At 58.9% G+C, this 17,586-nt stretch carries 14 protein-coding genes and 1 pseudogene; 6 read left to right on the top strand and 9 right to left on the bottom strand.

Features of this window, described 5'->3' with window-relative positions; genetic code table 11:
* Positions 1–57: 57 nt before the first annotated feature.
* A pseudogene (locus tag AC3WWH_RS30475) lies at positions 58–318 on the top strand (LysR substrate-binding domain-containing protein); the annotation flags it as partial.
* A gap of 11 nt (positions 319–329) precedes the next feature.
* On the opposite strand, the gene AC3WWH_RS30470 reads toward AC3WWH_RS30475, so the two are convergent.
* The 5 genes from AC3WWH_RS30470 to hisD all read right to left on the bottom strand — a co-directional run bounded on the left by AC3WWH_RS30470 (position 330) and on the right by hisD (position 7,012).
* Positions 330–1,763 (bottom strand): aspartate ammonia-lyase, encoded by a 1,434-nt coding sequence (locus tag AC3WWH_RS30470; protein WP_113398789.1) that lies wholly within the window; start codon positions 1,761–1,763, stop codon positions 330–332.
* 26 nt (positions 1,764–1,789) lie between these two features.
* Complete coding sequence (locus AC3WWH_RS30465; RefSeq protein WP_156433192.1) at positions 1,790–3,025, bottom strand: VOC family protein; 1,236 nt, start codon at positions 3,023–3,025, stop codon at positions 1,790–1,792.
* A gap of 70 nt (positions 3,026–3,095) precedes the next feature.
* The gene (locus tag AC3WWH_RS30460; RefSeq protein WP_063891527.1) at positions 3,096–3,794 is read right to left on the bottom strand and encodes a hypothetical protein; all 699 of its coding nucleotides are present in this window, start codon (positions 3,792–3,794) and stop codon (positions 3,096–3,098) included.
* 49 nt (positions 3,795–3,843) lie between these two features.
* A complete protein-coding gene (locus AC3WWH_RS30455) occupies positions 3,844–5,727 on the bottom strand; it encodes a thiamine pyrophosphate-binding protein (RefSeq protein WP_492377426.1) in 1,884 nt (627 codons plus the stop codon).
* On the bottom strand, positions 5,681–7,012 hold the full coding sequence (gene hisD, locus AC3WWH_RS30450; protein WP_058323997.1) for a histidinol dehydrogenase: 1,332 nt from the start codon (positions 7,010–7,012) through the stop codon (positions 5,681–5,683). Before hisD ends, AC3WWH_RS30455 begins: the two co-directional genes overlap by 47 nt.
* Positions 7,013–7,184: 172 nt before the next feature.
* On the opposite strand from hisD, the gene AC3WWH_RS30445 reads away from it, so the two are divergent.
* On the top strand, positions 7,185–8,000 hold the full coding sequence (locus tag AC3WWH_RS30445; RefSeq protein WP_058323993.1) for a helix-turn-helix domain-containing protein: 816 nt from the start codon (positions 7,185–7,187) through the stop codon (positions 7,998–8,000).
* Here AC3WWH_RS30445 and AC3WWH_RS30440 read toward each other — a convergent pair.
* Positions 7,997–9,508 (bottom strand): GMC family oxidoreductase, encoded by a 1,512-nt coding sequence (locus tag AC3WWH_RS30440; RefSeq protein WP_058323992.1) that lies wholly within the window; start codon positions 9,506–9,508, stop codon positions 7,997–7,999. The two genes, AC3WWH_RS30445 and AC3WWH_RS30440, sit on opposite strands and share 4 nt — an antisense overlap.
* Before the next feature lie 247 nt (positions 9,509–9,755).
* Here AC3WWH_RS30440 and AC3WWH_RS30435 point away from each other — a divergent pair, with 247 nt between their 5' ends.
* Positions 9,756–11,351, top strand: coding sequence for a GMC family oxidoreductase N-terminal domain-containing protein (locus AC3WWH_RS30435; protein WP_113398790.1), 1,596 nt, complete (start codon positions 9,756–9,758; stop codon positions 11,349–11,351).
* Positions 11,352–11,425: 74 nt separating this feature from the next.
* Here AC3WWH_RS30435 and AC3WWH_RS30430 read toward each other — a convergent pair whose 3' ends face one another.
* Positions 11,426–12,592: a Gfo/Idh/MocA family protein gene (locus AC3WWH_RS30430; protein WP_113398791.1), complete on the bottom strand. Its 1,167-nt coding sequence runs from the start codon at positions 12,590–12,592 to the stop codon at positions 11,426–11,428.
* Positions 12,593–12,860: 268 nt separating this feature from the next.
* On the opposite strand from AC3WWH_RS30430, the gene AC3WWH_RS30425 reads away from it, so the two are divergent.
* The 3 genes from AC3WWH_RS30425 to AC3WWH_RS30415 all read left to right on the top strand — a co-directional run bounded on the left by AC3WWH_RS30425 (position 12,861) and on the right by AC3WWH_RS30415 (position 15,706).
* Positions 12,861–13,859 (top strand): ABC transporter permease, encoded by a 999-nt coding sequence (locus AC3WWH_RS30425; RefSeq protein ID WP_082641085.1) that lies wholly within the window; start codon positions 12,861–12,863, stop codon positions 13,857–13,859.
* A 44-nt stretch (positions 13,860–13,903) separates the two neighbouring features.
* Positions 13,904–14,842 carry a sugar ABC transporter substrate-binding protein gene (locus AC3WWH_RS30420; protein ID WP_082641083.1) on the top strand — a complete coding sequence of 313 codons (939 nt, stop codon included), beginning with the start codon at positions 13,904–13,906 and terminating at the stop codon, positions 14,840–14,842.
* Between the two features lie 69 nt (positions 14,843–14,911).
* Entirely contained in the window at positions 14,912–15,706 is a 795-nt protein-coding gene (locus AC3WWH_RS30415; RefSeq protein WP_492377425.1) for an ATP-binding cassette domain-containing protein, read from the top strand.
* Between the two features lie 594 nt (positions 15,707–16,300).
* On the opposite strand, the gene rpsU is transcribed toward AC3WWH_RS30415, so the two are convergent.
* Together rpsU and AC3WWH_RS30405 are read right to left on the bottom strand one after the other, a co-directional pair.
* Positions 16,301–16,531, bottom strand: a complete 231-nt coding sequence (gene rpsU, locus AC3WWH_RS30410) for a 30S ribosomal protein S21 (RefSeq protein ID WP_057249963.1) — start codon at positions 16,529–16,531, stop codon at positions 16,301–16,303.
* A 168-nt stretch (positions 16,532–16,699) separates the two neighbouring features.
* Positions 16,700–17,503, bottom strand: coding sequence for a L,D-transpeptidase (locus AC3WWH_RS30405; protein ID WP_058323987.1), 804 nt, complete (start codon positions 17,501–17,503; stop codon positions 16,700–16,702).
* Positions 17,504–17,586 lie beyond the last annotated feature (83 nt).

Here is a 17,586-nt window from a genome sequence, read left to right as displayed (position 1 = left end):
ACGGGTTTGCAAGAAATGGGAGAAAGAACGCTATGTATTGATGATCGATCTTGACGTCAAAATCCTCATGTGAGCTGCGACGACACCTTCTCGCTGGTGTCGCTGGTTTCGGCCGGCCTCGGCATCGGCTTTGCCCCGGAATGGACGAAGGATCTGCCGAACCGCAACTTCGAGCTCAGACCCGTGCGTGGCGTCGATCTCAAGATCGGGCTCGGTGTTGCCTGGAATAAGGAAGACCCAACGGCGTCTCGCGACGACATCATCGACATTGCCCGGTCACTGGCGCGGCCGGGTAGGTCTTCCCTTCCAACGCTTTGATTGCATCGCGGCTATCGCTCAGTCGTCGGCGACCTAAACCGAGTTGGGCTGACGAGCGCCTTGGAGTCGAGCACGCGATCGATGAGATCGGAGGCGAGCGTAGTTTTTTCCTCCAGGAGCCCCCGTATGGGACGGCCGCTGCTTAAGATTACCGCGGCTATCTCCGCGGCCTTCTCGTAGCCGATGAGAGGGGTCAGGGCTGTCGCGAGAGCGGTGCTGGACTCGAGATGCTCCCGGCAGCGCGCTTCGTTCGCCGTAATGCCGACGACGCATTTGGAAGCGAGCGCCCGGACCGCATTCGCCATCATCGAGATCGATTGCAGCAGGTTGAAGACGATGACGGGCTCCATGGCATTGAGCTGGAGCTGCCCTGCCTCGGCTGCGAGCGTCACGACGAGGTCCGAGCCAATGACCTGGAAGGCAACCTGGTTGACCACTTCCGGGATAACAGGGTTGACCTTTCCGGGCATTATTGACGATCCGGCCTGCATCGGCGGCAGATGAATTTCGCCTAGTCCTCCTCGAGGCCCGGACGAAAGCAGTCGCAAGTCGTTCGATATCTTCGAAAGCTTGACGGCCGTCCGCTTCAGGGTCCCGGAAAAAAGCACGAACACGCCCGTGTCCCAGCAGGCCTCGAAAAAATCGGGCGCCGATTTCAGATCGACCCCGGATACCTCGCGGAGCTTCGCCAGCGCCAAGGCCGCGTATCGCGGGTCGGCGGTGATCCCCGTTCCGATCGCGGTACCGCCGAGATTGACCTCCTTCAAGAGACATGACACCTCGGCGAGGCGCTGGATATCTTCGCGCAGCGTTACCGCAAATGCCTTGAACTCCTGGCCGAGCGTCATTGGCACAGCGTCCTGTAGCTGCGTCCTGCCGAGTTTCAGAATGTCGGAGAACTCGGCCGACTTCAGTTCGAATGCGGTCGAAAGCTCGTCGAGCGCCGATACGAGGGTTTCGTAGCTGAGAAGCAGCGCAAGACGGATGGCCGTTGGATAGACGTCATTGGTGGATTGCGAAAGGTTGACGTCGTTGTTGGGATGGATGACGTCGAACCGACCTTTTGGACGCCCCAGTCGCTCCAGCGCGCGGTTGGCGATCACCTCATTGAGATTCATGTTCGTGGAGGTTCCTGCGCCGCCTTGAAACACATCGACAGTGAATTGGTCGGCCAGAATGCCGTCGGCGATGTCGTCACACGCCGCGACGATGGCCAAGCCCTTGTCGAGGTCGAGATCGCCGAGCTCGACATTTGCGAGAGCCGCGGCCTTCTTCACATATGCCATGGCACGAATGAAGACGGGATAATGACCGATCGATATTCCGGATATTTGGAAGTTGGCGATTGCCCGAGCAGTTTGCGCGCCATAGTAGCTTGCTACGGGAACATCGATGTCGCCGAGCGAATCTTGGACACGTCGCGTCGGTTTGGCCGCGGACAACATTTCTGGCCCCATCCTTGTTAGATCAGTCATCGGATGCTGGTCGACAGGCGCGCAGCCATGGCGCCGTACTGCATGCCGGCCAAGTTCAACTCCATCAGTTCGATGCGGTTGCCCTCCGGATCCTTGATCCACGACTGTCGATTGCCATCCCGTCCCATCGTGATCGCGGTTCCGTTCACTTCGTAGATTCCGGACAGATCGTTGCGCCACAAGCACATCCGCGCTCCGCGAGCCCGCAGCGTCTCTACCGTGGCATCGACATCGGCTACCTCAAGGCAGATGTGCTGATAACCACGTGCGTCGGGGTTCGGAGCTTGCTCCCCGATCGCGCCAGGAAACAGCTCCAGATATTGGCGATCGTTGATGCGCAGATAGACCAGGAACACTGAGCAATCTTCATTCGGCAACCGGAACATCTCGCGGAAACCCATTACGCGCTCGTAGAACGAGAGTTGAGTATCGAGGTCGCGAACCTTCAGCGTCACATGGGTGAAGCCCTCGAAGGACCGGTCGCGGCGAAGCACAGACAAGCGATCATGGGCGATCTTCCAACGGGACACGAAGCGAGAAAAATCGAGGGGTGCATCGTGCTCGGCAACATGTGCCGCCAGCCGCGGCAGGGCGCGGAGCGTTCGAAAAACATCGGACCAATCGCTCTCACCGAAACCCAGGTCGGCCCATCCCTCTTCGAGGGTGTCGGGCCGAATATCCTTGAGATGAACGGCGACGATCCGCCCTGCATAGGACGTCAACCACCGGACGGGATCCTGGCCGGCACGCAGTATCCAGCCCACATCCACCTCCCAATCCATCCCCGGCGCGGCTTCCAAAAGGATATCGATCGGCGTGCGTCCGTCTGGCAGGGAGATGAGTTCGAAATCGTGATTGTGCCAAGCGAACCGGAGGCCCAACGCGCGGAGCTTGCCCTCGATAAGATCGAGGCGCTCGCCGAGGTTTCGCCAGCCATCCGTACTCGATGGCCGTTCACCCTCGGGCAGCCATGGCGCGATCACAGTATAGATGCCGAGGTGCTTGGTCAGATCGATGACGCGACCGAACTCATTCTCCAGCATTTCCAGCGGAACATGAGCCTGCGGCATCGCCAGTCCGCGCAGATCGAGTTCTTTCCGGAAAGCGGCAGGATCCTCGAAGTTCAGCCAGCAGCCCTCTACGCCGTCGTATCCAGCCGCGGCTATCCGGTCGAGCGCCTCGGTTTGGGATAGCACGTTGCGGGACGAATAGAGCTGCACCAATGTGGGCACGTTAGACCCTCCGACTATGAAAAGTGTCCGTCTTACTAATCTGGACCAGGAATTCGCACTTGGGCCCCGATTAGGCCGTTGGGTGGAACTCAATCGCCATCCAGATGCACTCGGTATCTGTCCAGCCTCGGTGCCACGGGTAGGAGAAGGTGCGCTTGTCGACTACCCAGACGATGGGATCGTGGGTATCGCCTGGCGAAGCGCTAATCTCGCGATACATCTCCTTGCCTGCTTCATCCTTGAACAACTGGATGCGTCCATGGCCGAAAATTTGCGTGTGCAGTTCGATAAAGGAATGCGTGTTGTGGATCACTGCGTCCGTGCGCGCAGGCGCCCACCAAAGGTTCAGCTGAATGTCAAACTGCTGGAGTTCGTCCCTGGGTTCGGGACTGTTGGAAAGTTTCCAAGGGTTCAGTTCGACGCGTGCGACTACGTCCTTGGGCGAAATGTAGAGCGGTGTGCGCCTCGGAAACTCCGGCACGGTCTCGCCAAGCCATTTCCAACCGTCGAGAACTACGCCGCCAAGGTTGATGTCATTGGGGACATGTACAACTGAGGCGCATTTGCCACTGGTGATGATCCCGTCCTTGAGGATCACTGAACGCCAAGGCGGAATGACGCCAATCGGCTCGCCGGCGATGTACATCGGCTCGTCCGAGAGATTGGTGACGACGCCCGTCGTCGTGTAGTTCCGGGCGTCATAGACCATGTGGGCCTTTACGAAGGTGCCGTTGAAACTCAAAGGCCGTGTGCGATTTTCCTGCGTCATTTTCCCTCGCTAAGGTGTCGGGCCAGCCTAGCTGGCTGGCCCTTCTTCATCAGAAGCCACGACCCTTGACATACTTGGCGCGGAGATCGCCGAGATACGCAGGGACGGTGATGTCCCACCAACCGGTCACGTGCATGTTGGAGTATGGACGCTCGATCGCGCAGATAGCGTCGATGAGATAGGGCTTGCCGGACGCGAGAGCTCGCTGGATGGCCGGGCCGATTTCGGCCGGATCGGTCACCCGCTCGGCTTCGCAGCCCAACGACTTTGCCACGCCCGCGGCGTCAGCCATCCAAGGTTCGCCGTCCGGCGTCTTGAATTGCGTGATGATCTCACGGTCCTCGCCAAACATGTTGAGCTGGAGATTGCGGATCGCGCCCCAACCGCCGTTGTTGATCACCAGAAAGACGACCGCGGTGCCAAGCATGGCGGCAGTGGCCAGCTCGGTACCCGTCTGCAGAAACGCGCCGTCGCCGAAAACCGCGCATACCGGAGCCTCGGGTTTCCCCAGCTTCGCGCCGATGGCGGCCGGCAGGGCGAAACCAATGCCCGACATGCCGCCGGGGGTTATGTGCTGGCGCGGGCCGTATACCGGGAACTCGTTGAAGACCTGGTTCTGCGGGTTGGAGCTGTCGGTTACGACGATCGCATCGCGCGGGAGTGCCTTGCGGGCTTCGACGAGCACTTGGGAGGCGGTCATTGGCTGCACATTGGCCGTTCGAAGCGGGCGGAGGAATTCTTCCCACTCCACCTTGCGTTCCAGCAATTCCTTGAACTGCGCGCTGTTCTTGTAGTTCCGTGGCTTGCCTTTCTCCTGGAGGCCGGCAAGGATTACCGATAGGACCGCCTTGGCGTCGCCAACGATTCCGACTTCCACAGGATAGTTCTTGCCGATCTCGAAGCCGTCCAAATCGACCTGGATGAGCTTGGTCTTCGGGATGTCGAACGTGACCCCCGGCTGGTAGGACGAGGTGATGCGGTCGGAGAAGCGGCAGCCGATCGCCAGGAGAACGTCCGCCGAGCGTGTCATCGCATTGCCCGGAATCGACCCCAGGTCACCGCATGCGCAGGCGAACAGCTCGTGGTCTTCCGGGAACGACCCCTTGCCCATGAACGACGTGGTCACCGGCGCGCCAAGGAATTCGGCGATCTCACGCAGAACCTCGGTCGCCTCGGCGGTAATAACGCCGCCGCCCGCGAGAATAACGGGCCGGTCGGCCGACAGAAGCAACTCGACCGCCTCGGCGATGTAGGCGGGATCGCCGTAGGTGCGCGCTGCGGTCCGGCGTTTCTTGCTGTCATTGATGACCACGTTTCCGGTCTCGGCCTGGATGTCTTGTGGCATGTTGATGAGCACGGGACCCATGCGGCCTTCCAGCATGCTGTTGAAGGCCTGCTCCATCATGTTCGGGATTTGCTCGACGTGGCTCGGGTTGAACCACCGCTTCACCACCGGTTCAGCCATCCGAGGGAAGTTGTCCGAGTGGGGACGGTCGAGCTCCTGAAGCACTCCACGGCCCATCATGTAGGTGTGAACGCCACCCGTAATGACGAGCTGCGGGAGGGAGTCGGCGAAAGCCGTTGCGATACCGGTCAAGGTGTTCGTTGCACCCGGACCGATAGAGGTCACGACCGCCGCGACCTTGCCTGACGAACGGTAGAAGCCGTCCGCCATGTGCGAGGCGTTCTGCTCGTGCATGGCCGGCAGCAGGTTGATTTCCTCCTTGCGGTCGACGAAGGCGTCCATCAACGCCGTGTCGCCGTGGCCCGGGATACCGAAGACGTGCGTAACGCCTTCGCGGATAAGATGGTCAACAATGATCTGGCCGCCAGTCATCTCGCGCGAAGAATCGACCCCTTCGATTTTTTTGTCCATTTTCATTTCGTTACCTCCAGTTTTTCTGCCCTGCGATCGGCTCAACGGCGGTCGCATAGTCTACATTCCGATGCCCGTAACGACGAACCCGCACGTTCGCCTGTTCCGCGTGCCCGGCAAATCCCTCCATCATGCAGAGGCGGGAAGTGTACTCTCCGACGAGTGCGGAAGCCTGATCGGTCAGGATTTTCTGATACGTGCAGGTCTTGACGAACTTCCCGACCCAAAGGCCACCGGTGTAACGCGCCGCCCGCATGGTGGGCAGCGTGTGATTGGTTCCAATGACCTTGTCGCCATATGCGACCGTCGTCCGAGCGCCGAGGAAAAGAGCACCGTAGTTCTTGAGGTTGTCCAGAAACCACTGGTCATCGCTCGTCATTACCTGGACGTGTTCGGAAGCGACGCGATCGGCTTCCGACAGCATTTCTTCTCGGCTGTCGCACACGATGATTTCGCCGTGGTTTCGCCATGCTTCACCCGCAATCGCCGCCGTCGGAAGGATGCCCAGAAGACGGTCGATCTGAGACAATGTGTCCTTCGCGAGCTTTTCGGAATTGGTGATCAAGACAGCGGGCGAGTTGGTGCCGTGCTCTGCCTGCCCGAGCAGGTCGGTTGCAACGAGTTCACCATCCACTGTGTCGTCGGCAATGATGAGGACCTCGGTCGGCCCTGCGAAGAGGTCGATGCCCACGCGGCCGAAAAGGAGACGCTTCGCCTCGGCTACATAGGCATTGCCCGGGCCGGCGAGAACACTGACGGGTTTGATTGTCTCCGTGCCGATAGCCATGGCGGCTATGGCCTGGACACCACCCAGAGCATAAATTTCGTCAGCACCCGCAAGATGCTGGGCAGCGACGATCAGGGGTGCTGGAGCGCCCTTGAATGGAGGAGCGCAGGTGATAACGCGGTCACAGCCCGCGACCTTTGCCGTCAGAACAGTCATGTGAGCGGAGGCGAGCAGTGGATACTTGCCGCCGGGGACGTAGCAACCGACGCTGTCGACGGGAACATGCTTGTGGCCGAGCACGACGCCCGGCATCGTCTCAACTTCCAGCTCCGCCATTGTGTCGAGCTGGGCTTGAGCAAAATTTCTGATCTGATCCTGTGCGAACTCGATGTCCTCACGTTCCTGAGACGTGATGCCGTTCACGCAGGCGTCGATCTCCGATTTCGTGAGGCGATAACTCGTCCGGTCGAGACCATCGAAACGGATAGCCAGTTTCCGGACGGCTTCGTCACCACCAGCCTCGACATCGGCAATAAGGTTCTGGACTGCAGTCGTAACGGCTTCGTCATGGAAATTTGACGCCTCGGCCAGAGGCCGTTTCAGATGTCTTATCATAGCAATATCCCGCTTTTGATCCGAGACCTCCGCCATCGTCGGAAGAGTGGCTCATTTCGTTCGGGGCAGAGTGGTCCAATGATCTGTCGCGGACAATTTCGCAGGCCCTTGAAACTTGGCGCAAACTGACGCATTCTCGGTAGGAGTAGTGAAGCACCCTGGGCGCGCATTAGTGAACACCGAAGTCATCGATTCCTTACAGACCCAGAATTTCGGCGCGAACCTGCGCTTTTTGTGCGAACGCCAAGGTACGGTCTCGAGCATCTGCCGGAAAATCAACATAAACAGGCAGCAGTTCAACAAGTACCTGTCTGGTCTTCACCTGCCGTCGATGCAGAACCAACGTCTGATCGCGAATTTCTTCGGGCTCAGCAGGTCAGTGCTGTTCGCCGACCCTGAAGAGTTTCGCACCCTCATGGAGGGCAACTATTTCTATGCCATCGATACCTTGCGGGGTTCCGAGAAGATGGCGGCTTTCCTTGACACGTTGCTGGTTGCGGACAATACGGCCGGAGACGAGTATGTGGGGGTGTACGATCGGTATCAGTACTCGACGATCTACAAGGGCAAGGTGCTACGATCGGCCTATTGCATCTACCGGAACCGGGACTTCCTGCAGCACTACTACATCGAGCGCTTTCCCAATCTCGAAGACCAGAACAAGATAGATTTCGTCTTCAAATATCACGGCTTCACCATTCCCTTGGGCGGGCGGCTCTTCTCGCTGGATTTCGAGGCCGTTCAGAAAAACGAGATGACGTTTGGAATCTACGCTCCGGTTCAGCGGAGTTCTAAGAGCTTCCTGATGGGGATCACGAGCGGAATTGCGGAGACGATGCTTCGCCCGCCTTACTCGACGAAAGTCGCGATGCATTTCCGCGGGCCTGGCCTGCTAAAGCGCGAACACTTGGATAGGGTGACCACGCTGGAAAAAGGGGACCGGTCGATCCCCACCGAGGTCCAGCAATATCTCAGTACGGTCGACTAAGCAGCCTTCTTGAATTCCGTCGCAAGGATGTGGTCAGACGCACGCAGCGCCTGCGCTGCGATCGTGAGTGCAGGATTTACGGCCGCCGACGAAGGGAAGAAGGACGCGTCGATCACAAAGAGGTTCGGGTGATCCCAGGTGCGGCAATACTGGTCGAGCGCTGATGTTGCCGGGTCGCTGCCCATTCTCACGGTGCCGGATTGATGAGCCGTCGCATGCGCCACGAGCGATTTTGTGACGACGATTGGGTAGCCCGCCCGCTCCAACGCACGCTTCATACGTTTTACCAGCTCGAGGTGGCCCTCCATATTGTTGAGCGTTACCGCCAGCTTGATCTGACCGCCCTCGAGGGTTACCCGGTTGTTCGGGTCCGGCAAATCCTCCGACAACGCGATCCAGTCCATGCCGTGCCGTGCCATCTCATTGCCCAAGAATTTCGGGAGGTAGGGCACGTTGGCTGTGAGCATGCCGCCCTGGAGCTTGCCCAGCATCTGCATATGTCCCATCGGCCAAGGAAAATCCGTGTCGCCGAAGTACCAATCGTTGATTGCCAACGTCTTTTGGAACTTCGTCGAATTGATCCGATGCGATAGGCCCATGAGCGCCGTCTGGTTGTGGACCATGTAGTGGCGGCCCACGACGTCCGAGCTATTTGCAACGCCCTTTGGCGCGGCGCTGCTGGAAGAGCGCAGGAGCAACGCAGCCGAATTGACCGCATTGCACGACACCACGAATAGCGGGGCCGAATAGCGTTTTGTCTCACCCTTTTCCTCTACCTCGACGGCCTCGACCTTCCTGCCGTCCCCCGACAGAACGATGCGCCGTGCGAAGGTATTGGTCTTGAGATCGACTCTCCCTGTCGCTAGCGCGGGCTCGAGCGCGCATGTCTCTGCGTCGTTCTTCTGTCCGATCTTGCAAGGGAAGCCGTCGCAGGTCCTACAGAGAATGCAGCTTCCAGCGGTCCCGGAATTCACGCCACTCGGCATGGCCGACGGCGAAATACCCTGGCTGCGCAGCCGATCCGCCAAGTGTGCGACGACTGGTTCAGAGGGTACAGGGCCGAAGGGGTAAGGCCCGTTACGGTGCGGCGCGGTCTTGTCTCCCGTATCGTCCCCGTGCACGCGGAACATTCTCTCCGCCTCGTCGTAATAGGACTCCATTTCCGAGTAGCTCATAGGCCAGGCAGGTGAGATGCCGCCCTTGTGTTCAAGTGTCTCGAAATCCCTCTCTCTCAGCCTGAATAGGGCTGCTCCGTAGAACTTGGTCGATCCGCCGACATTGTAACAAGCTCCGGGATCGAAGGGGTTACCCTTTCGATCGAGCCAGGTGTCTTTGGCTTTGTACTTCTTCTGAAAGAAGACCGTGTCGACGCTCCAGTTTTCCGGCTCGCGTGGCACGAAATCGCCGCGCTCAAGTATGAGAACGCGCGCTCCATTCTCAGCAAGTCTACGGGCCGTTACGCTTCCGCCAACCCCGCTTCCGATAATAATTACGTCGTAATTTTCCATGTTGTTCCCGGAGCTATGAGTTGCTTTGGAGCGTCCGTTCCAATCCGGCGACCCGATCGATTGCGAGATTTCTAACACTGGCGGAATATCTGGAGAAGCAAGATTCCGGCCACTTGCGTCAGTGTGCGTCACATATCGGACGGGTGCGAACTTGCTGATCGAGCTCTTGAAATGACGAATAGCGCTATGATCGGGCGTCTCGGCCACATGGCCAACAAGGCCCTTTGCAACCGTATGAAGGATAGACATGAGCGAGTACGACTACATCGTCGTGGGCGCAGGGTCCGCAGGCTGCGTTCTCGCAAATCGGCTCTCGGCCGATCCGCGCAACAACGTCCTCCTCCTGGAAGCGGGCCGGAGGGATAACTATCACTGGATTCACATTCCGGTCGGCTATCTCTACTGCATATCAAATCCGCGGACAGATTGGTGCTTCAAGACCGACGCCGAAAGCGGTCTCAACGGGCGCAGTTTGTCTTACCCACGTGGGAAGGTGCTCGGGGGCTGCTCATCGATCAACGGCATGATCTATATGCGTGGCCAAGCGGCCGACTACGATCACTGGCGGCAACTCGGATGCGTCGGCTGGGGTTGGGACGACGTTCTTCCTCTCTTCAAGCGGCAGGAGGACTTTCACGCAGGCGCTTCGGACGATCATGGCTCCGGTGGAGAGTGGAGAGTTGAAAAGGCGCGCGTACGTTGGAAGGTTCTCGACGCCTTTCTGGACGCGGCTGAGCAGGCCGGAATTCCGAGGACCCCGGACTTCAACCGGGGCACCAACGAAGGCGGTGGCTACTTCGACGTCAACCAGCGCTCCGGCGTTCGATGGAATACCGCCAAAGGGTTCTTGCGCCCGGCGCTCAACCGAAAAAACCTGCGCGTCGAGACCGAAGCCCAAGTTCGTAGACTTGTGATCCAGGACGGCGAAGTCATGGGGGTGGTATTCCAGCAAAACGGCCAAGATAGGACTGCGGCGGCCCGGGCCGAGGTAATCTTGGCAGCCGGCGCAATCGGGTCGCCTCACATCCTCGAGCTCTCCGGGATTGGCGAAGGCTCCGCTCTAAGCGCCGCGGGTGTCGAAGTGAACACGGAAGTCCCCGGTGTGGGAGCCAATCTTCAGGATCATCTCCAGCTGCGTCTTGTCTACAAGGTAACAGGCGTCCCGACTTTGAACGCAAAAGCCTCCAGCATGTTCGGGAAGGCCGCCATCGGATTGGAATACCTATTTCGACGGTCGGGGCCCATGGCTATGGCCCCCAGCCAGGTAGGTATCTTCACGCGATCGGGACCGGAGAAGGCCACCCCGGACCTCGAGTTTCACGTCCAGCCTGTCTCGCTCGACAAATTCGGCGACCCGGTTCACACGTTTCCGGCAATCACCGCTTCGGTCTGCAACTTGCGGCCTGAGAGCCGCGGAACGGTCCACGTAAGAACAGCCGATTTCCGCGCGCAACCTGCCATCAGGCCGAATTATCTGGCGACCAAGGGCGATCTGGAGGTTGCCGCGAACTCGATACGGGTTGCTCGCAGAATTGCGGAGCAGCCTGCTTTCGCGAAATACCGTCCGGTAGAGTACCGTCCTGGACCCGAGTATCGTACGGACGATGACCTGTATAAGGCGGCGGGCGATATAGGAACAACGATCTTCCACCCCGTCGGCACCTGCCGCATGGGCGATGACCCCGCCTCGGTGGTGGACACCAGGTTGAGAATGCGCGCCGTAGGCAAGCTCCGTATCGCCGACGCCTCGATCATGCCCACCATCGTCAGCGGAAACACCAATTCTCCCACGTTGATGATTGCCGAAAAGGCCGCGGCCATGATTCTAGCGGACAACCGGTAAAAAAATGGCGGCCGACCGGGAGGAGAATGGGTCGACCGCCGCACGGCGCTATGTTTTTTGCGCCGAGTAACTGACTACTTTGGAAACGGGTGCCACGTTTTGGTTTGCGACGAGCGGACGCAGATTTCCGAAAGAAGAACGCCACGCAAGCCTTCGTTGAGGTCCGAGATCGGCGTCTTACCAGCATGCCGCCAGTTCGGTCCGGCCTCCAGCGCGGCGGCGTAGTCGGTGTAGAGCACGGCGAGGGCTTCCAGGTAGGCTTCGGGATTTCCAGCGGGAAGGCTAACACACGATGCTCCTTCCTCAGTCATGTCTGACGCTCCCCTGCGGTAAATGAGATCGGCCTGCCCCATACGAGAAAGATGCAGCGTTTCGGGCTGCTCCTGCCGCCACTCAAGGGTACCCTTGCTTCCGACGATTTTGAAACGCAGGCCATTTCGATGCCCCGGCGCTGCCAGACTGCACCAAAGTAACCCTTCGGCACCTCCTTCGAAATCCATCTGCACAACGCCGGTGTCGTCCAGCCCAAACCCGTCGACCGTAGTCGAGAGCCTTGCGTTCAAAGCGACACACCGCCTGCCGGAGACAAATTCGAGGATGTTGAAGGCATGCGTTCCGACGTCGCCGAGTGCTCCGGTCAATCCGGCTTTTCCAGGGTCGCCCCGCCAGATGCCGCCCTTCCCAAGCTTCGTGGGGTCGTTGGCCAACCACTCGAGCAGGTACTCCACGTAGAGGAACTTCACTTCGCCTATTTCGCCGTTGCGGACACGAGCCCGCGCGTCGCGCACCATCGGGTAGCCGGTGTAAGTGTAGGTGACGGCGGCGAACAAATTCCTGTTTGCGGCCAATCTGATCAGTTCCTCGGCTTCTCCGGAGGCATTGACCAACGGTTTGTCGCAGACGACGGGAATTCCCGCTTCGAGAAACAGCCTGCAAGGTTCGTAATGAAGATGATTGGGCGTTACGACAACGGCGACGTCAATCCTGTCCGAGCGGTTCGATTCTGCCGCAACCATGTCCCTGAAAGTCCGATAGGTCCGGTCAGGAGCGACGCCCAGCGCTTCTGCCGCCTCCCGGGATACGGCCTCGTCGGAAGAGAACACTCCAGCTTTCACATCGAAACAACCGGTCAGGCGCATGGCCGCGCGGTGGATACCCGCGAAAAACGAGCCGAGGCCTCCTCCGATCATGCCAACGCTGAAGCGACGCTTCGCAGGAATATCTGAAATCAAGTTCGGCATCTGATCTGTTCCTCATTTACTTGATCAACTCTCACCGCCGATGTCGGACATCAACTTCGCATCGAGCGAATATCTGAAGCAGTGTGGCGCACGTTTTCCAGTCCTGTGCCGTGCCGATCGATCCGAAGCGCTCGGTGCTTCAAGCTGCGTCATCAGTCCGCTGTTTGCGAAATTGTCACAGCACCCCGCAGAGCTACACTCGTAGGTCAAATACGACAGGCGTCAGCAGCTGGCGTCTTCGAGAAAACCGTTAAAAAGGGGAAGTGGAATGACACATGTCGCCACAGGTCGGCTCGTAGTCGACAAGCCGGGACCGTTGCGTCGGTTCCTCTCGCCGCAGCATCCTGCCGTAATGGTGCAACGCGTCATGCTGTTGCTGTTGGTGGTCAGCGTCATCGGCCTGTCAATCGCCAACCCGAGTTTCAGGAACCCGGCCAATCTGTTGAACATCATCCAACAGGCGTCGATGGTCGGCATCGTGGCTTGCGGGATGCAGCTAATGATCATCTCGGGAGGCTTCGATCTTTCTGTGGGAGCGATTGCCGCGGCCGCCGGATGTCTCGCCGCGACCGTATCCCTGTCGGCGGGCGTTCCGGCCGGGATTGTCGCGGCGTTGGTCCTCGGCCTCCTCATTGGCATCGCCAACGGCTGCTTGATCGCGAAGGTAGGGATGAACCCCTTTGTTTCGACTTTCGGAACGCAAGCGATCATCCTTGGCACGATGTACGCGCTTACTGAAGCGCGTCCGATCGCGCCGCTGCCGCGCGAGTGGCGCGAACTCGGCTTCTTCCATGTCGGTGGCCTGACTTTCCCGAGCATGGTGTTTATCGTCGTTGTTGTGGTGTTGGCGCTCGTGCTGCACTTCACCAGCTATGGACAGCATGTCCGTGCGGTTGGCAGCAACAAAGTCGGGACCAGCCGCGCAGGTGTCAATGTCGACCGCGTCCTCATTGCGACCTATGCAATCGGCGGCTTCACCGCTGCCATCGCCGGCCTTTTGCTGACCTCTGTCGCCGGCATCGGGAGCCCGCAAGCTGGAACCACCTGGGCGCTCCTTTCGATCGCGGCAGTCGTCATCGGCGGTACGCCGCTGACCGGCGGGGTCGGTGGCATCAGTTCCGCGGTCATCGGCATCTTCGCTCTGACGATCCTGAACAACGCGATGACCCTCTACAGCATCTCAGCCTTCTGGCAACCGGCATTCATGGGAACAGGTGTTCTCCTGGCCGTTGGTTACGAAGCCCTGCGGCGCGGCCGCAAATACTAAGAGTGGAACCGGCAGAAAACACTGCCAAAACTAGGAGGACTGCAATGAAACTCACAAGACGAATGCTCGGTATAGCGTCCATCGCAATTGCCGTGGGCACCGCGTTCGCAGCACCGGCAACGGCGGAAGACAAAAAGATCGGCGTGATGATCTACAACATCGGCGTCGATCCGTGGATGAACGTGGGCGTCAAGGCGATGGAAGAGAACGCCAAGAAGCTCGGATACGAGGTCACTGTGGTTGACGGTCACAACGACGTGGCGCAGATGAACGCCGCGATCGAGCAGTTCATCATTCAAGGCGTGAACGCCATCATCGTTGCGCCTGCCGATCCCGACAGCCTTGTCGGCAGCGTCCTGAAGGCAACCGATGCCAAGATTCCCGTCGTTTCCTATTCGATGGGTATCTCTCCGGAAGCACCGATCACTTCTTTCGTCGGCTCTGACGAAGAATTCATCGGCCGGCTCCATGCGGAACAGGCTGTTAAGATGCTGAATGGCGAAGGCAATGTCGCCATCATGACGGGCATCCTCGGAACTGCGCCTCAGATCGGTCGAGCCAAGGGAGAGCATGACGCGCTCAAGACCGCACCAGGGATCAAGATCGTCGAAGAGCAGGCAAACGATTGGGCTGCGGATAAGACCGTCGCACTGATCCAGGATTGGCTTTCCAAGTACCCCAAGGGTGAACTGAACGCAGTCTTCGCTCACGGCCCGGAACTCGTTGCCGCTGCCGAGTATGCGAAGGCGCAGGGCCGGGATGAAGTGATGTTCTTTGCGGTCGACTATCCCGAGGACGCGCGTCGCGCCATCAAGGAGGGCACTCTCACCGCCACGGTTTCTCAGAGCCCGGCTTTGCTTTCAAAGCTCGCAGTTGAAGCTGCCGACAAGGCGATCCGCGGCGAGAAGGTTGAATCCAAGATCATCATTCAGAACACGCTGATCACGAAGGACAACGTGGAGCAGGTTCCGGCTGACTACTAATGCGGATCGACCCGCGCCGCCAAGATGGCGCGGGTTCTCACTTGACGAACTTAGTTTAGGAGAGGTGCAATGCCCTTATCTGTAGTCCGCCAAAGCGAGGCTGTCGTTATGCCCGAGACATCCACCCCGATTGTGGAGGCAGTCGGCGTCGCCAAGCACTATGGTGGCGTGATCGCCCTTTCGGGTGCGAACCTTAGAGTCATGCCAGGCGAGGTGGTCGCCATCGTCGGCGACAACGGAGCCGGGAAGAGCACCTTTGTCAAAATCCTTTCGGGTGCCCAATCCGCAACCGAAGGCAAGCTCGTCGTTTCAGGGCGTGAAGTAATCTTTCATCGGCCTAGCGATGCCCGCGAGGCAGGCATCGAGACCGTGTATCAAGACCTTTCACTTGCTGAGCACCTTGATGTCCTGACCAATCTCTTTCTCGGTCGCGAGGAGTTCTACTTCAAGTTCGGCGGTCTCAGTATTTTGAACCGCCGCAAGATGACCGCGCGGGCCGAAGAACTACTGAACGAAATCGGGGTAAACGTCCCGGGTGTGCGTGACATTGTTGGTGGTTTGTCCGGCGGTCAGCGCCAAGGCGTTGCGATCGCACGTGCGGCGGGATGGGGGTCGCAGCTGATCATCATGGATGAGCCTACCGCGGCGCTCGGCGTTCAGGAAACTGCCCATGTTCATGACATTATCCGGGCGCTGCAATCACGTGGTGTTGCTGTCCTTCTCGTCAGCCACAACATGAAGCAGGTCATGGAACTCAGCAACCGGGTTTACGTATTCCGCCGAGGTCGGATCGCCGCTGAATTGCAGACATCGCATACGACGACGGATGAGATTATCTCTTACATCACAGGTGCCCGCAGCTGAAAGAATAACCCGGCGCTCTATTGTGGAGCGCCGGGTTTTACGTTGCCTGAAATCCCGCTATTTGAAAACTGCTGCGAGCGCATTCCAGAACGTCTGCCCATTCGTGACTTCGCCATTTGCGTCGAGTGCGTGATCGTAGTCCGGGCAGATAAACGCGAGTGCAAGTAGCTGTCTAAACATTGCCTTCTCCCATTCCCCAAGCAGGCGTCGAGAACGATGCCGACACCAAGATCGCTCCGTTCCACCTGCACCTTCAATTTCGCAGGAAAGGGAAAAGTGAAGCTTTCTGACGCACGTTTTCAGATATGGCCACTGCATGACGTCGGTTTCGGCTTAGGCTCTTGCTTGCCTTCCATTCTGGCACCCTCGACTTCTTACGGACTATGCTAACAGTTCACTGCGGATCCTTTACTGAGATGGACACGGTCCCGTCGAGTGGGGTGGGATCGCGGGTTCGATTCCCATCAAGGCGAGGGATTCGCAGTCGGCTTGAGCCTCCGCAGGGGGTGGAGGCTCAACCAAGGTGCGCGTTCGTAAAATTGAGGCGCGCGCTCTACCCCACCGTCACAGCGGCGGCCTTGAGCGTTCATAGAGCTATCTGCTCTTTTTCGGCTTCGACGGGAGCAGGCCTTCGCGTTGCATTTGCTTGCGAGCATTCTTACGCTGGCGGCTCACCGCCTCGGCTTTCTCTCGTGCTCTCTTAACCGAGGGCTTTTCAAAAGCCTCGCGCATCCGCATTTCACGAAAAATGCCCTCGCGCTGGAGTTTCTTCTTCAGGACGCGGAGCGCCTGATCAACATTGTTATCACGTACTAGAACCTGCATTAGCCGCTCGTAGGTTGGAAAAGGTCGCTCAACTTACAAGTTTTCGGGCTGATTCCAAGTTCACAGTTCGCAGAAGTTCGAGCTTTCTAAAATGTAAAGCGGGGCGACGCGGAAACCGGGTCAGGTGCGAAATTCTGGTCCTCGAACCGTACCTCGAGGGGAAGGCTTTCACGCCACCACAATCGGGACTTTGGTCGATGACGCCTTGACCCGGTTGTAGAGGTCGATGACGTCCTGATTGATCATGCGCACGCAGCCGGAAGATGCTTGAGTGCCAATGGTCCACCATTCCGGTGAGCCGTGCACGCGATAGCCAGTGTCGTGGCCGTCTTTGTAGATATAGTGCGCGCGGGCGCCGAGCGGATTGTCGAGCCCACCCGGCTGACCGCCCGTCCATTTCACCAGCTCCGGCTTGCGCGCGATCATCTCCTTGGGCGGCGTCCAGATCGGCCACTCCTTTGTGTACTGGATCTCCGCGCGGCCACTCCATTCGAAGCCGGCCTTGCCGATGCCGACGCCGTAGCGGATCGCTTCGCCGCCTTCCTGCACCCAATAGAGATGCCGCTCGTTGAGCCGTACTACGATCGTGCCCGGCGCCTCGCCGGTCGGGTCGATGACGATCTGACGCCGGAATTCCGGCCTGACCTTCTGGAATGGGATTGCCGGGATCACGAAACCATTATCGATCAGCGAGGCATACATCGTGCCGTTGTCGGTGATGTTGCTGTCGACGCTGATCGGTGGGATCGGGCGTATGGACCCGGTCGGCATGTGGTCAACGCCCATAGGCGGCATACCACCAGACGGCTCGATAGGTCCCAGCGACGGGAGTTCGAGCGTCTGCGAGCAGCCGGAAGCGCCAAGCAGGGTCATGACACCGAGTCCCGAAAGCACGGCGCGGCGGGAGACGATGTACCCGGACTCCGGTATGGGGGCGCCAGAGGACAGCTTCTGATCTTGCGGCTTACGCATGCACTTTTTACCCCAAACGAACGGTCGGCATCATGCCCACCGGATGTGCACATTTTCACAATTCATGGTTAAGAAGGCGTGAA

Source organism: Ensifer sp. EB106-03-01-XG145, from assembly GCF_058792075.1.
This window is presented reverse-complemented; position numbering and strand designations above follow the sequence as displayed.

Bases quoted from the DNA above. Each gene is read 5' to 3' on its own strand.
- AC3WWH_RS30405 (WP_058323987.1), bottom strand. From the start codon at position 17,503: ATGCGTAAGCCGCAAGATCAGAAGCTGTCCTCTGGCGCCCCCATACCG.
- AC3WWH_RS30460 (WP_063891527.1), bottom strand. From the start codon at position 3,794: ATGACGCAGGAAAATCGCACACGGCCTTTGAGTTTCAACGGCACCTTC.
- hisD (WP_058323997.1), bottom strand. From the start codon at position 7,012: ATGATAAGACATCTGAAACGGCCTCTGGCCGAGGCGTCAAATTTCCAT.
- AC3WWH_RS30435 (WP_113398790.1), top strand. From the start codon at position 9,756: ATGAGCGAGTACGACTACATCGTCGTGGGCGCAGGGTCCGCAGGCTGC.
- AC3WWH_RS30415 (WP_492377425.1), top strand. From the start codon at position 14,912: ATGCCCTTATCTGTAGTCCGCCAAAGCGAGGCTGTCGTTATGCCCGAG.
- AC3WWH_RS30440 (WP_058323992.1), bottom strand. From the start codon at position 9,508: ATGGAAAATTACGACGTAATTATTATCGGAAGCGGGGTTGGCGGAAGC.
- AC3WWH_RS30430 (WP_113398791.1), bottom strand. From the start codon at position 12,592: ATGCCGAACTTGATTTCAGATATTCCTGCGAAGCGTCGCTTCAGCGTT.
- AC3WWH_RS30425 (WP_082641085.1), top strand. From the start codon at position 12,861: ATGACACATGTCGCCACAGGTCGGCTCGTAGTCGACAAGCCGGGACCG.
- AC3WWH_RS30470 (WP_113398789.1), bottom strand. From the start codon at position 1,763: ATGTTGTCCGCGGCCAAACCGACGCGACGTGTCCAAGATTCGCTCGGC.
- AC3WWH_RS30455 (WP_492377426.1), bottom strand. From the start codon at position 5,727: ATGCGACCGCCGTTGAGCCGATCGCAGGGCAGAAAAACTGGAGGTAAC.
- rpsU (WP_057249963.1), bottom strand. From the start codon at position 16,531: ATGCAGGTTCTAGTACGTGATAACAATGTTGATCAGGCGCTCCGCGTC.
- AC3WWH_RS30420 (WP_082641083.1), top strand. From the start codon at position 13,904: ATGAAACTCACAAGACGAATGCTCGGTATAGCGTCCATCGCAATTGCC.